This is a genomic window from Oceanobacillus sp. AG, assembly GCF_009746545.1.
In the GTDB taxonomy this organism is placed as follows: Bacteria; Bacillota; Bacilli; order Bacillales; family Amphibacillaceae; genus Oceanobacillus; species Oceanobacillus indicireducens.
This window is the reverse complement of the sequence record NZ_WOWT01000015.1, coordinates 55,572-69,737: the sequence shown is the minus strand read 5'-3', so window position 1 is coordinate 69,737 and position 14,166 is coordinate 55,572. Positions and strand designations below refer to the sequence as shown.

At 40.6% G+C, this 14,166-nt stretch carries 12 protein-coding genes; 3 read left to right on the top strand and 9 right to left on the bottom strand.

Annotated features, from left to right (window positions below; translation table 11 throughout):
* Positions 1 to 49 precede the first annotated feature (49 nt).
* The 9 genes from GN217_RS09710 to GN217_RS09670 form a co-directional block, all read right to left on the bottom strand.
* The gene (locus GN217_RS09710) at positions 50 to 1,579 is read right to left on the bottom strand and encodes an acyl-CoA carboxylase subunit beta (RefSeq protein WP_156856494.1); all 1,530 of its coding nucleotides are present in this window, start codon (positions 1,577 to 1,579) and stop codon (positions 50 to 52) included.
* A 19-nt stretch (positions 1,580 to 1,598) separates the two neighbouring features.
* Positions 1,599 to 2,369 carry an enoyl-CoA hydratase gene (locus tag GN217_RS09705; protein ID WP_156856493.1) on the bottom strand — a complete coding sequence of 257 codons (771 nt, stop codon included), beginning with the start codon at positions 2,367 to 2,369 and terminating at the stop codon, positions 1,599 to 1,601.
* A 26-nt stretch (positions 2,370 to 2,395) separates the two neighbouring features.
* A complete protein-coding gene (locus tag GN217_RS09700) occupies positions 2,396 to 2,608 on the bottom strand; it encodes an acetyl-CoA carboxylase biotin carboxyl carrier protein subunit (RefSeq protein WP_156856492.1) in 213 nt (70 codons plus the stop codon).
* Between the two features lie 12 nt (positions 2,609 to 2,620).
* A complete protein-coding gene (locus GN217_RS09695; protein ID WP_156856491.1) occupies positions 2,621 to 3,976 on the bottom strand; it encodes an acetyl-CoA carboxylase biotin carboxylase subunit in 1,356 nt (451 codons plus the stop codon).
* Between the two features lie 41 nt (positions 3,977 to 4,017).
* A complete protein-coding gene (locus tag GN217_RS09690) occupies positions 4,018 to 5,160 on the bottom strand; it encodes an acyl-CoA dehydrogenase family protein (RefSeq protein ID WP_156856490.1) in 1,143 nt (380 codons plus the stop codon).
* A gap of 77 nt (positions 5,161 to 5,237) precedes the next feature.
* Positions 5,238 to 5,846, bottom strand: coding sequence for a TetR/AcrR family transcriptional regulator (locus GN217_RS09685; RefSeq protein ID WP_156856489.1), 609 nt, complete (start codon positions 5,844 to 5,846; stop codon positions 5,238 to 5,240).
* Positions 5,847 to 5,975: 129 nt separating this feature from the next.
* Complete coding sequence (gene parC, locus GN217_RS09680; RefSeq protein WP_156856488.1) at positions 5,976 to 8,429, bottom strand: DNA topoisomerase IV subunit A; 2,454 nt, start codon at positions 8,427 to 8,429, stop codon at positions 5,976 to 5,978.
* Between the two features lie 68 nt (positions 8,430 to 8,497).
* Complete coding sequence (gene parE / locus GN217_RS09675; RefSeq protein WP_156856487.1) at positions 8,498 to 10,453, bottom strand: DNA topoisomerase IV subunit B; 1,956 nt, start codon at positions 10,451 to 10,453, stop codon at positions 8,498 to 8,500.
* 995 nt (positions 10,454 to 11,448) lie between these two features.
* A complete protein-coding gene (locus GN217_RS09670) occupies positions 11,449 to 11,865 on the bottom strand; it encodes a CoA-binding protein (protein WP_156856486.1) in 417 nt (138 codons plus the stop codon).
* A gap of 214 nt (positions 11,866 to 12,079) precedes the next feature.
* On the opposite strand from GN217_RS09670, the gene plsY reads away from it, so the two are divergent.
* The 3 genes from plsY to yidD all read left to right on the top strand — a co-directional run bounded on the left by plsY (position 12,080) and on the right by yidD (position 14,051).
* Positions 12,080 to 12,661 (top strand): glycerol-3-phosphate 1-O-acyltransferase PlsY, encoded by a 582-nt coding sequence (gene plsY, locus GN217_RS09665; RefSeq protein WP_156856517.1) that lies wholly within the window; start codon positions 12,080 to 12,082, stop codon positions 12,659 to 12,661.
* Between the two features lie 213 nt (positions 12,662 to 12,874).
* Positions 12,875 to 13,810: a GTP cyclohydrolase FolE2 gene (gene folE2, locus GN217_RS09660; protein WP_156856485.1), complete on the top strand. Its 936-nt coding sequence runs from the start codon at positions 12,875 to 12,877 to the stop codon at positions 13,808 to 13,810.
* A gap of 1 nt (position 13,811) precedes the next feature.
* Positions 13,812 to 14,051 (top strand): membrane protein insertion efficiency factor YidD, encoded by a 240-nt coding sequence (yidD, locus tag GN217_RS09655; RefSeq protein ID WP_232334392.1) that lies wholly within the window; start codon positions 13,812 to 13,814, stop codon positions 14,049 to 14,051.
* Positions 14,052 to 14,166 lie beyond the last annotated feature (115 nt).

Sequence of the window (14,166 nt, the reverse complement as noted above, 5' to 3'; positions counted from 1 at the left end):
AAGAGAGCCTTAACTGTTTTGCAGTCAAGGCTCTTCTAATGCTATAAAATTAGACTGGATAAACACCGTGCTTTCTTTCTGTGAAGGTAAGATTCTTATCTTCATAGATTTCGTATCGTTTAATAAGCTCTTCCCGTAAGCGGTCCGGATGAATGATATCATCAACAACCATTTCTGATGCTAAACGATAAATATCAATTTCATCCTTATAGGCGTCCTGCTTCTCTTTAATAAACGCATTTCTTTCTTCCTCAGGCAACTCAGCGATTCTTTTTGCGTGTACCGCATTCACTGCTGCCTCAGGGCCCATGACAGCAATTTGGGCATTTGGGAATGCAAGTACCGAGTCTGGTTCAAAAGCTGGTCCTGCCATCGCGTATAGACCTGCACCGTATGCTTTCCTCACGATAACAGAAATTTTAGGTACCGTAGCTTCACTCATACTCGCGAGCATTTTTGCACCATGACGGATAATCCCTTCTCTTTCAACTTTTGTACCAATCATAAAACCTGGAACATCTGTCAAGAAAAGAAGTGGAATATTAAATGCATTACAAAGCTGGATGAATTTCGCAGCTTTATCCGCGGAATCTGTGAAAAGGACACCCCCTTTTACACGAGGCTGATTCGCAATAATCCCTACACTTCGGCCATTAATCCGCGCTAAGCCGGTAATCAATTCTTTCGCAAATTCTTTCTTTACTTCAACTAAACTGTCTTCATCGATTACCTGTTCAATTAATTCAATCATATTAAAAGCCGCATTCTGATTTTCCGGAACAATTTCTGTTATCGTCTTATCCGACGCTTTCACAGCTTTCTGAGCTGACTCAGGAGGCTTATTCCTAAAGTTCGGCGGGAAATAGCCAAGATATTTTCTTGCATAAGCTATTGCTTCTTCTTCCGTTTTCACAAGGACGTCACCGACACCGGAAACGGTACAATGCATTCTTGCACCACCCATTTCCTCTAAAGACACTTTTTCACCGATTACCTTCTCCGCCATTCTCGGCGAGCCAAGGTACATCGATGCATTACCTTCGACCATTACTACAACGTCACAAAAAGCTGGAATATATGCTCCTCCTGCTGCAGATGGGCCGAATAATAAACAAAGCTGTGGCACCCTTCCAGATAGTTTTATTTGGTTATGGAATATCCTGCCCGCCCCTCTTCTACCAGGGAACATCTCGATTTGGTCGGTGATTCTTGCACCGGCGGAATCAACAAGGTAAATAATCGGAATTTCCAGGTTAAGTGCTGTTTCTTGAATCCGAAGTATTTTCTCAACGGTCCGTTTCCCCCATGATCCGGCCTTAACAGTCGAATCATTGGCCATCACACAAACATTTTGGCCATTGATTTTGCCAATCCCTGTAACTACTCCATCAGAAGGTAAATCTCCGGCCATACAGTTGGCGAAAAAAGCATCTTCTATATCTAAATCTTCATCAAATAAAAGCTCTAAACGTTTCCGTACAAACAATTTCCCCTTTTCTGTGTTTGCTAGGTGATATTTTTCTTTCCCACCTTGTTTAATCGTTTCTACCCGTTGTTCTAGTTCCTCAATAAATGACATGTTCTAGTCCTCCCCCCAACTATTCCCCTTTATAAATCGGTTTCCGCTTTTCACTGAATGCTTGCAAGCCTTCTTTCCGGTCCTGAGTCGGTATCGTTTTCTGATAAGCAAGATGCTCGATTTCAAGTCCTGTTACGAGATCCGTTTCCGCCCCACGATTAATTGCAAGCTTTGCCTGTTCCAAAGCTACTGGACCATTGGCAGTAATTCTTTCCGCAATTTCCCTAGACTCGTTTATTAATTCCGAGCTCGAAACCACCTCATCTAAAATACCGAGCTTTTCCGCTTCATGAGCAGTAATTGATTGAGCGGTATAGATGAGACGCTTTGCCTTGCCGGACCCAATTAAGCGCGGCAATCGCTGTGTCCCGCCCGCTCCTGGGATAATCGCTAATGATGTCTCTGTAAGTCCAAGCTTCACATGTTCTGCAGCTATGCGCAGGTCACAAGCAAGAGCCAGCTCAAGACCACCACCAAATGCGACACCATTGAGTGCTGCAATTACCGGCATGCGCATGTTTTCAACTCGGTTCACTGTTTTACCGATATAGCGAACTGCCTGAACGACTTCCCGATCAGTCATCGTTTTCCGTTCTTTAAGATCGGCCCCCGCACAAAAAGCTTTCTCTCCCTTGCCAGTAATAACCGTACAAAAGCTTTCCTCATTTGCATCAACTGAATCGAGTGCTTGATTTAGTTCATTTAACAACTCGGTGGACATTGCATTCGCTGCCTCAGGTCGATTTAAAGTAATGGTTGATACATGATTTTCTATATGGACTTCAATCATCCCGTTGCCCCCCCTTTTCTCCCTGATTATTCGATAATTGCAATTTCGTCTCCTTCATTAACAAAGTCCCCTTCAGCGACTTTCAATTCTTTGATTACGCCATCAGCTTTAGCAGGAATCGGGATCTCCATCTTCATTGATTCCAAGATAACGACATCCTCTCCAGAGCTAACAACATCCCCTTCGTTCTTAACAATTTTCCATACATTACCTGCCATACTTGCAACTATTTTTTCCATAATTGTTCCTCCTTACGATTTTTGGATTAATGGGATATAATAATTATCCACAAAATTAGTCGTTGTATTTCCTTGTTTAAATTGAGGAATCGCTACAGATTTCTCTAGCATTGGCAGATTCGTTTTGATCCCATCAATCCGATAATTTGCCAATGCCTGTTCCAAACGCTCAACAGCTTCTTTCCGTGTCTCTCCCTTTACAATCAATTTACCAATCATTGGATCGTAAAAAGGGGTTACTTGATAATTTTCGGTAAAAGCAATATCATGGCGGATTCCTTTTCCCTCAGGTAAACCCACGCTTGTTATGGTACCTGGGGAAGGGAAAAATCGTACCGGGTCTTCCGCATAAATTCTTGTTTCTATTGCGTGTCCATTCCGTTTAATTTCCTCTTGTTTAAACGGAAGCTCTTCTCCATTTGCAATCCGGATCTGCATTTCAATCATGTCGATGCCTGTTATTTCCTCTGTTACAGGGTGCTCGACTTGAATCCTTGTATTCATTTCCAAAAAGTAATAGTTCTCTTCTTCATCCACAAGAAATTCAATCGTTCCCGCATTCGTATAAGAAATTGCTTTCGCTGCCTGGACGCCAGTTTCTCCCATCTTTTTTCGCGTTTTCTCTGAAATAAATGGTGATGGAGCTTCTTCAATCACCTTCTGATTACGCCGCTGAATCGAGCATTCCCGGTCAAATAAGTGGACAGCATTTCCATACTCATCTGCAAGAATTTGTATTTCAATATGGTGCGCATTTTCTATTTTTCTTTCTAAAAACATGGAACCGTTACCAAAAAAATTCAATGCACGTTCGGAATTACTTGTAAATACTTTTCTAAGTTCTTCCTCTTCCCGGACGACTTGCATCCCGATTCCACCGCCGCCTGCAGCAGCTTTCAGCATAATTGGATAACCAATTTCCTTGGCAAACTCTACCGCTTGTTCTACATCGGTAATTGCCTTTTCTGTTCCTGGTACAACAGGTACGTTTGCCGCAATCATTGCATTCCGGGCATTTATTTTATCCCCCATTTGTTGAATAACTTCACTTTTAGGACCGATAAAACGAATCCCTTCTTTTTCACATCGTTGTCTAAATACGGCATTCTCACTAAAAAAACCATAACCCGGGTGAATAGCATCGGCTGCGACCTTTTTAGCAACATCGAAAATCTTATCCATATTCATATAACTTTCATTAACTTGAGAAGCTCCTAACAAATAAGCTTCGTCTGCCGCTTTTACGAACGGTGCTTCTTTATCCGCCTCTGAATAAACAGCAATGGATGTAATACCAAGACGTTTACAGGTCCGAATAATCCGAGATGCAATCTCCCCTCGATTTGCAATTAGTATTCTCTTAATCATTGGCTGCCCCCTCTATTAGATTACTGATCTCAACGGTTATCCTAGCATCCTAGATATCTTGCAATAACAAGACGTTGAACTTCGGAAGTACCTTCACCGATTTCTAAAAGTTTAGCATCACGTAGATAGCGCTCTACTTCATATTCCCTCATATAGCCATATCCGCCATGAATTTGGATTGCCTGATCAGCCGTGCGAACTGCAGTTTCTGAAGCATATAATTTCGCAAAAGCTGCCTCCTTACCAAATGACTTATCTTGATCTTTCAGCCAAGCAGCTTTATGAACCATCGTTCTCGCTAGTTCAACTTCCATCGCCATATCTGCCAGCTTAAATTGAATCGCTTGAAATTTAGATAGGGATTGGCCAAACTGCTTTCTTTCCTTTGCATACTCGAGTGCTTTATCTAAAGAACCTTGGGCTATCCCGACACCTAGTGCGCCAATCGATATTCTTCCTCCATCCAGCGTTGAGAGGAATTGCTTGAATCCTTTGTTTACTTCACCAAGGACATTCTCTTTCGGGACGACGACATGATCAAGGACAATTTCAGCGGTATCCGAACCTCTGACACCCATCTTATCGTAATTGCTCGTAATTGTAACGCCGGCAGTGTCTGTTGGCACAATAATCGAGGAAATAAGTTTCTTCCCATTCTCATCCTTGCCAGTCACCGCAGTAACGATTAAAAGCTTTGCAAAGCTTGCATTCGTTATAAAGCATTTTTCCCCATTAATAACATAGTTGTCACCTTCCAGAACGGCGGTCGTCATTGTACCACCTGCATCCGATCCCGCATTCGGTTCCGTAAGTCCAAAGGAGCCGAGCGCCTTTCCTTCCGCTAAAGGTTTTAAAAATTTCTCTTTCTGCTCATCTGTGCCAAAATAATAAAGCGGGCTTGCACCTAGTGAGACTGCTGCAGCATAACTTAGCCCCGTACTGCCGCATACCCGGCCAATTTCCTCCACTGCAAGAGCATAAGAAACCGTATCTCCGCCAGAACCACCATACTCTTCCGGAAATGGAAGTCCAAGTAACCCTAATTCACCAATCTGCTTAAATATATCTTCTGGGAATTCCGCCTTCGTGTCAATTTCAATCGCCCGTGGTCGAATTACTTCTTCCGCAAAATCTCTCACCATTTTCCTAATCATTTCTTGTTCCTTTGTTAATTCAAAGTTCATCCGCCTATTCCCCCTTGTTTAATTTATGAAAATCAAGACCGACTGGTTGGTCGGTATCCTGGTAAAAAAATACTCCTCTAGGAAGTCCCATCTCCTATATGCCCATTCCCATTCCGAGTGACAGCATGAAGAATCAAGTCTGTGTAGATATCGGCTATTTCATCAATGCGCTTTTCTCCATTTCTCTGGTACCATTTATATGTCCAGTTCACCATACCGAGAATAGCCATCGTTGTAATATCAACGGATAAATCTCTACGGAAATTTCCAACAGCAATCCCTTCTTCGATTACATTTTGAATAATTGTTTTAAATTTATTCCGTTTCTTTTTGACGATTTCTTCATGTTCCGCTTTTAAATAAATGCTTTCTTGATAAAAGACGGTTAAATGAGCTTTATAAATGTCGAATACATTTACAAAGTCTTTGATGATTAGTCTTAATCTATCCTTGGGTGGCACATTCTGTTCATTTGCTTTGATGGCTCGTTCCAAGACATAGGTGATGAAGATATCATGGATAACAAACAATAGTTCATCCTTCGAAGTGAAATGGTGGTAAAACCCTCCCTTTGATATGCCTGCAGCGTCTACGATTTGGTTTACAGTGACGCCGTGGAATCCGTGTTGTTCAAATAAACTTAATGATGCTTCGATAATCCGTTCTCTTAGATCCGTTGAATTCATCCTCCCTCCAATGGAAGCGTTAACAATACTTTATCATATAATTTAAAATTGATAAAGAATAAACTTAATTATTTTAAAGTTGGGTTCTTAAAAAGCCTAGAGAATTCTCTAGGCTTTGTCGTTATTATTTTATTCTTTTTCCTCCTCGGCTTCGAAAGGTTTTTCGTAGGTGGTTTCTTTCCATGCTTCAGTTACCTCGCCGTCATGATCAGTGTCGATGACAAAGGAGCCGTTGCTGACGCGATCACTCATGGATAATTCAAGAGGATAGATCGAATGGGTAACTCCATTGGCCGTTTGAATGCTAATACTATCATTTTCATTAGCTGTAAAGAAACCTACGATGCGATGTGGCTTACTCTTCAATTCTCTTAACATATGGAGACCACGTTTCGCTCTCGTTGTTTTTTCGAACTCCGTAAGTCCCATGCGTTTCACAGCCCCCCGTTGCGTAACAAGGACTAAGGATGGGTCTGCCAAGTCTTCGAATATTTGACCACTAACAATGAATTCTTCGTCTCTTAAATTCATCGCTTTTACACCGGCTGTTCGCTGACCTGTCGGATTTACCTCAGATTCATGATACCATAGACCATATCCCGTATTTGATGCAAGGAAAATATCAGAATAACCGTTTGTTTCGTGGACGTCAATCAACTCATCGTCTTTCCTTAAATTAATTGCAATCATCGCCCGACCTTGTCGCTGGGTTTCATATTTGTCAAGCTCGGTTCGTTTAATCATTCCATTTCTAGTAAAGAAGACTAAATATTTCTTATCGGAAAACGCTTGGACTGGAATAACTCGCACCAGCCGCTCGTCTTCTGCAAGACTTGTAAAGTGTGAAATATGTGCCCCTAGATCCCTCCAGCGAATATCAGGGAGTTCATGGACAGGGAAATAAATAAACCTCCCTTTAGTCGTAAATAAAAGAAGATGATCGGTTGTATTCAGCTCATAGAGACCGATTAGATAATCCAGCTCTTTCATTGTCAAATCATCATTATTCGAGGCACCGTAAGAACGTAAACTCGTTCGTTTTATGTAGCCATCCTTCGTAACAGATACAACTACATCTTCACTAGGAATGAGAACCTCGATGTTTATTTTCAACTCTTCTATTTTTTCTTCCACTACTGTCAAGCGTGGTGATTTGAATTTTTTCTTGATTTCCCTTAAATCTTTTTTAATCGTCTTCATTAACGTTGCTTCACTAGCTAGAATTGCTTCATAGGATTGAATGTTCTGTTCCAATTCCTTTGCTTCATTTTCCAACTGGGTAATATCCGTATTCGTTAGACGATATAGCTGCAAATTAACGATTGCTTCGGCCTGTGCATCGGTGAAGTCGAATGCTTTTATTAAATTCTTCTTCGCATCCCCTTTATCTTTAGATGAACGAATCATTGTAATTACTTCATCCAGGATGGAGAGCGCTCTAATTAGCCCCTCGATAATATGAGCTCTATTTTTCGCCTTATTTAAGTCAAATGTGACTTGCCTTGTAACGACTTCTTTTTGATGGTTAATAAATGCGTCCAATATTTGCTGTAAGGACATTAATTTCGGTGTCTTATCTTCAATTGCCACCATGTTGAAGTTATAAGAAACTTGCAAATCCGTATTTTTATATAAGTAATTCAATATCCCGGTAGCATCAGCGTCTTTTCTTAACTCAACGACTACACGCAACCCGGTTCGGTCTGATTCATCTCGGACCTCGGCGATGCCCTCTATTTTCCGGTCAATTCTTAGTTCATCAATTTTCTTCACCATTGCCGCTTTATTCACTTCATAAGGGATTTCTTCAATAACGATTTGCTCTCTGCCACCACGGATTGCTTCTATCTCCGTTTTTCCACGTACAATAATTCTTCCGCGTCCAGTTTCATAAGCTTTTTTAATACCGTCTACACCTTGAATGATACCGCCTGTTGGGAAGTCGGGACCTTGCATTACCTTCATCAACTGTTCAACAGTAGCTTGAGGCTTGTCCATCCGCATGATAACAGCATCAATGACTTCTTCTAAATTATGCGGTGGAATGTCTGTCGCATACCCAGCAGAAATACCTGTTGATCCATTCACTAACAAGTTAGGGAATTTCGCAGGTAGAACAACCGGTTCAAGAGTTGTTTCATCAAAGTTATAAATGAAATCCACTGTTTCTTTATCAATATCCCGAAGCAGCTCGGAAGCGATTTGGGATAGTCTTGTTTCTGTATAACGCATTGCTGCTGGCGGATCTCCGTCAATACTCCCGTTATTCCCATGCATTTCAATTAATTCCTCTTGCAGCTTCCAGTCCTGACTTAAACGGACCATTGCCTCATAAACGGAAGTATCCCCGTGAGGATGGTAGTTACCGATAACAGTTCCGACTGTTTTTGCAGATTTCCGGAATCCTTTATCAAAGGTATTCTTCTCCATATGCATCGCATATAATATTCTTCTTTGTACTGGCTTCAATCCATCCCGGGCATCTGGGAGAGCCCGGTCTTGAATGATATATTTACTATACCTTCCGAAGCGATCGCCAATCACTTCTTCAAGGGATAGATCTAGAAATTTTTCTTGTTGCATCCGTTAATATCCCCCTCTTGGATTCATAGAGACATTGCTTCCTATTAAAAGAAATACCACTATACACATTATTCTTTTCTTATTTTTTCATTTTCAATAATATTTGTTTCTTCATCCAAGCCAAATCTCACGTTCGACTCAATCCAATTTCGACGTGGTTCCACTTTGTCCCCCATTAGGGTTGTGATTCTTCTTTCGGCACGGGCAATATCTTCAATCGTCACCCGAATTAAAGTTCTTGTTTCCGGATTCATCGTTGTTTCCCATAATTGATCCGCGTTCATCTCACCGAGACCCTTATAGCGCTGAACGATATAACCGTTTTTAAACGTATCTATTGCATCCTTCATTTCTTCTTCTTCCCAAGCGTAAACGACTTGTTCATTTTTACCTTTCCCTTTTGAAACCTTAAATAGCGGCGGCAAAGCAATAAATACTTTACCAGCTTCAATTAGATTCCTCATATACCGGTAGAAAAACGTCAGTAGGAGTACTTGAATATGCGCCCCGTCGGTATCCGCATCGGTCATAATAATGATTTTATCATACTGTACATCTTCCAAGTCAAAGTCGCCACCGACTCCTGCACCAATAGTATGAACGATCGTTGCGATTTCCTCGTTTTTAAAAACGTCTTCCAGTTTAGCCTTTTCTGTATTGATTACTTTACCTCTTAACGGCAGGACAGCTTGGAATTTACGATCTCTTCCTTGCTTAGCTGACCCACCTGCAGAGTCTCCCTCCACAAGGTATAATTCATTTTTCTGAGGGTTCCTAGACTGAGCAGGAGTTAACTTTCCACTTAGAAGTGCATCTTTTCTTTTACGTCTCTTCCCTGTCCGGGCCTCTTCCCGCGCTTTTCGGGCAGCTTCTCTCGCTTCTTTCGCTTTAATGGATTTATTAACCAGAAGTTTTGAAGTCTCCGCATTTTCTTCGAGGAAATATGCAAGCTGTTCCGATATAACAGCATCAACTGCTGAACGGGCTTCAGGAGTACCGAGCTTCGATTTCGTCTGTCCTTCAAACTGCAGCAAATTTTCCGGTATCCGGACAGAAACAATCGCAGTTAAACCTTCTCTTACATCCGTTCCTTCCAGGTTTTTATCCTTTTCTTTTAAAATTGAAGTTCTTCTTGCATATTCATTGATTGTCCTCGTAATTGCACTTCTTGCACCGAATTCATGGGTTCCTCCGTCTTTTGTACGTACATGATTCACAAAAGAAAGCATGCTTTCAGCGTACCCATCATTAAATTGGAAAGCAAATTCTACTTGAATCCCATTACTTTCCCCTTCAAAGAAGGCAACAGAATGGAGAACATCTTTCTCTTCATTCAAATAATCGACAAACGACTTCAATCCATCGGGATATTGGAAAACATCCTTCGTTTCTGAACGTTCATCTTCTAGTTCAATTTGCAGATTTTTTAATAGAAATGCTGATTCACGAAGTCTTTCAGAGATTGTTTCATAGTCATAAACTATTGATGTAAAAATGGATTCATCCGGTTTAAAGTGAATGATCGTACCTGTTCTCCTCGTTGGTTTTCCTTTTTCAAGGGTGCCAACCGGATTTCCGCCATTTTCAAACCGTTGAAAGTAGGTATAGCCATCTCGAAAAACGGTGATCTCCATCCATTCGGAAAGAGCATTCACGACAGAAGCCCCAACACCATGAAGTCCGCCACTCGTCTTATAGCCACCTTGCCCAAACTTACCACCTGCATGGAGAACGGTAAAGATGACTTCTACTGTCGGGACACCTGTTGCATGCATTCCGGTTGGAATACCCCTCCCTTTATCCGAAACGGAAATACTATTATCTTTATGTATCGTCACTTTGATTTCATTTCCATAGCCGGACAACGCTTCATCTACCGCATTATCCACGATTTCAAAGACGAGATGATGAAGTCCTCTTTCATCGGTACTTCCAATATACATACCAGGTCTTTTTCTGACCGCATCTAGTCCTTCTAATACTTGGATGGAATCATCGCTATATCGATTTGCTTGATTAGCCAATTTCTGATTTTCCCCTTTCCACCTGAAATCATTCACTGCTTTATTCCCTGCTAAACATTTTCTTTTCCTATATTATAATAGAACAAATGTTTGTAGAAGTAAATATAAACATTGCAATCATAAGCTTTCACTAAACTATCTTAACCTAAAAATAGAAAAAAATATACTGTAAGCATGATTTTCATTGCTTTCTTAATCCTAAAATACTTAACTTGCGCAGTCCTAAATCATTAGTAATCCTTTAATGTAATTAGTAATATCGGGAATTTATTATCGTTATTCACGCGCTTCAAAAACTTGTCCCGATGTCTCAACAGTTCCCTCCTAAAATCAACGACAAGAAATTACTTATCACTTCTATTCGGCGTAAGTATTTTGCTCGTTCACTAGGCTGGCTCTCTAATCGTGGTTCAGTTGCCCGGAGGACGAATGCGTATCCTAGGGATCTGCGCTGAGCCTCGACGCACAGTACGTGCTAATGCAGACGTTGCCACAGGACATTCCGAACGTAGTCTGCTTTGGAAGAAAGGCACTTCCTGCGGGGTCTCATCGTCTCCGCCTTCCCGCAGGAGTCACCGTCCTCCGGGCAACTGAACTAGTATGGATAATTATTATGAACAGAAGTTATTCTATCATGAAATCCATGATAAATATTGCATTTCCGTAATATTGAATAGTGTACTAAATCAAGACTTTCCTCGGAGCAGTCCAGACACCTCGAGACTCCTGCAGGAGGATAGGCCTAGGTGAGACCCCGCAGGGCGGTAGCCCGAGGAGGCTCACCAGCCGCCTGCGGAAAGCGAGAGGTGTCTGGACTGCGGACCTCCAGATGAAAGTTGCACTTACGCTGAATAGAAGTGATTAGCAATTTAATTGTGAAATATGTTTTTGCTTTCATATTTTCAAATGTGAAAGTTGAGTGAGAAACATCAAATCTATTGTAAAATCCATGGGAAAAAAAGAACAGGATGAATCTATTCACCCTGTTGCTCTGTCTATTTAACTAATACGGAATGGACTACTTTAATGCAGAGGTCCATAATGACAGTAAAGTCTCTTTCTTTCAAGTAATGATAAGCTTCTTCATTGATGATGCCTTGTTGTGCCCAAAATACCTTGCAATCTGTTTCAGCTGCATCTTTTGCAACATCCGGCAAATGTTCGGGACGGCGGAAAACGTTGATAATATCAATTTTTTCCGGTACATCTCTCAGTGTTGGATAAGCCTTTTCCCCGAGGACCTCGTCTACAGATGGATTGACGGGGATAATACGATAGCCTTGTTCTTGCATAATTTTCGATATTTGATAGGCTGTCTTTTCTTCATTTTTCGAAAGTCCAACAACTGCAATTGTCTTTGCTTCGCTTAAAATCTCTTGTAATTTTTCTTTTGATGGATTTTCCCAGCTCATGTCTCTCATCCTTTCTCTAGGGATTGATACTTCGAGTCATTCTAGTCACATCATAAGGAGAATAAGCTGAATAGTCAACCATACCGTCTTCCGCGATGATACATATTCCCGCTGGGATAAGTAATAAATTCCAGCTAACAGTACTTTTTAAACGAAATCCATGATAAAATATTTATAACATGTGTTCAAATTGTTGATGAAAGTAGGATGAATGATGGAATATGTATTATTTGCAATTATTGCCTATTTATTAGGATCGATTCCCTCTGCATTATTAGTAGGGAAAATTGGGTTCAATAAAGATATTCGCGAACATGGCAGCGGAAACCTTGGAGCTACCAATGCATTCCGAGTGCTTGGAATGAAAGCAGGAATCATTGTTACTTTATCTGATATTTTAAAAGGAACAGTAGCAACGGTTATTCCAATTCTGTTCGATGCATCCGTACATCCTCTTCTTATTGGCTTGTTTGCGGTTATTGGACATACGTATCCGATTTTTGCCAAGTTTAAAGGTGGAAAAGCAGTGGCGACATCATCTGGAATTATATTGGGGAGTTTCCCGCTATTATTCGTAATCATGGTTACTACTTTTTTACTCTCCTTATATTTATCCAAATATGTTTCACTATCTTCTATCATAACTGGAGTGGTTACGATTATTATTTCGTTGTTTTATAAGGACATTGTCTTAATCGCCATTATTTCGTTTCTTACTCTGTTTGTTATCTACCGTCATAAGGAGAACTTGAAGCGAATTAAAAACGGTACCGAACCAAAAATCACATGGATGTAAAATAAGAAGTGCTCTTATCAAGGAGTACTTCTTTTTAGGATAAGAAAACGAATCTTTTCTTTCAAGAGAATAAAATTTACTGCATTGATTTTCATTATGATTGTGCAGTATGTTTACAAATAGCGGATAAATGAAGGTAATCCGTTTAAATTGAATAAGATTAGGCGTTTCGGTATACTGAAATTTAATCAATAATAGAAAGTAGGCTCGATTATGTCTCAAACAAAAAATAGTACTTTAAAACAACTTCCTCATAAAGAGATAAGACATAGATTATTCGGATCCGTTGAACCGATAGAAAAAACAAAACCGACTGAGAAGGAAAATATGCACGATATTCAAAACGAAAAAAAAGATTTTCTCTTTGAACTTGATTCGGTTGGAATTACAAACGTCAAACATCCCATTACTATTAAAAGCGACATGAAACCTACAACCCAAACAACAATTGGAACGTTCAGTTTTAGCTCTTCCCTGCCCCAAACGAGCAAGGGAACGAACATGAGTCGCTTTACGGAACAGCTGAACAACTACTATAGTGAAGGATTTGTTGTAAGCTTTACCTCTCTTAAGGCATTTACCAAAGAGTTAAGCGAACGCCTGGAGCAACAAGATGCTACAATCGAAATAAGTTTTCCGTGGTTTTTTGAAAGAAACGCGCCACATACAGAACTAAGTGGATTGAACCATGCTGATATCACAATGGCAGTTACGTATGACAAATTATCTGGTTATACAATGTGTGCAAGTCTTCGTGGTAAAGTAGCTACACTTTGTCCTTGTTCGAAGGAAATTAGTGAATATAGTGCCCATAATCAAAGGGGCAATATTACTATGGAGATTGAATTCACAAGTGATTTCACTGAAGGTGCTATCGATTGGAAATCCCATTTATTAGAAGCGGCTGAAAGTAATGCATCAAGCAGGCTTTACCCCGTTCTTAAACGGCCAGATGAAAAAGTTGTCACCGAAACCGCATATGAAAATCCGCGGTTTGTAGAAGATATCGTGCGGCTTGTGGCGGCAGATCTTTATGAAATGGATTTTGTCTCCAAGTTTAAAGTGAGCTGCCGAAATGAAGAGTCTATTCACCTACATGACGCGATCGCTTCTGTCAGTTTCGACAAATCTGCGAAAAGTAGTGAGTAACATGAAATATATCTTTATTGGACTCGTCCGCTTCTATCAACTTGCCATTAGCCCATATACACCTGCTTCCTGTAGGTTTTATCCAACATGTTCGAGTTACAGCCTAGAAGCTTTTAAACGGTTTGGAGCTTTGAAAGGTTTGTATCTTAGTGTGAAACGGATTAGTAAATGTCATCCCCTCCATCCCGGTGGGGTTGATTATGTACCTGAAAAGAAAAAGAAACACAAGAACACCAGATAATTGGAGATTGACCCAATTGTCTGGTGTTCTTTTATCATGTTCAATCCGTCCGTAGATTTCTTTCTGCATGGAGTTTCGTTTTATCACGTTAACGGTCTGTAATATCCCCACCTCT

Bases quoted from the DNA above. Each gene is read 5' to 3' on its own strand.
- GN217_RS09685 (WP_156856489.1), bottom strand. From the start codon at position 5,846: ATGAATTCAACGGATCTAAGAGAACGGATTATCGAAGCATCATTAAGT.
- GN217_RS09710 (WP_156856494.1), bottom strand. From the start codon at position 1,579: ATGTCATTTATTGAGGAACTAGAACAACGGGTAGAAACGATTAAACAA.
- GN217_RS09700 (WP_156856492.1), bottom strand. From the start codon at position 2,608: ATGGAAAAAATAGTTGCAAGTATGGCAGGTAATGTATGGAAAATTGTT.
- GN217_RS09695 (WP_156856491.1), bottom strand. From the start codon at position 3,976: ATGATTAAGAGAATACTAATTGCAAATCGAGGGGAGATTGCATCTCGG.
- GN217_RS09705 (WP_156856493.1), bottom strand. From the start codon at position 2,369: ATGATTGAAGTCCATATAGAAAATCATGTATCAACCATTACTTTAAAT.
- yidD (WP_232334392.1), top strand. From the start codon at position 13,812: ATGAAATATATCTTTATTGGACTCGTCCGCTTCTATCAACTTGCCATT.
- GN217_RS09690 (WP_156856490.1), bottom strand. From the start codon at position 5,160: ATGAACTTTGAATTAACAAAGGAACAAGAAATGATTAGGAAAATGGTG.
- parC (WP_156856488.1), bottom strand. From the start codon at position 8,429: ATGCAACAAGAAAAATTTCTAGATCTATCCCTTGAAGAAGTGATTGGC.
- folE2 (WP_156856485.1), top strand. From the start codon at position 12,875: ATGTCTCAAACAAAAAATAGTACTTTAAAACAACTTCCTCATAAAGAG.
- plsY (WP_156856517.1), top strand. From the start codon at position 12,080: ATGGAATATGTATTATTTGCAATTATTGCCTATTTATTAGGATCGATT.
- GN217_RS09670 (WP_156856486.1), bottom strand. From the start codon at position 11,865: ATGAGCTGGGAAAATCCATCAAAAGAAAAATTACAAGAGATTTTAAGC.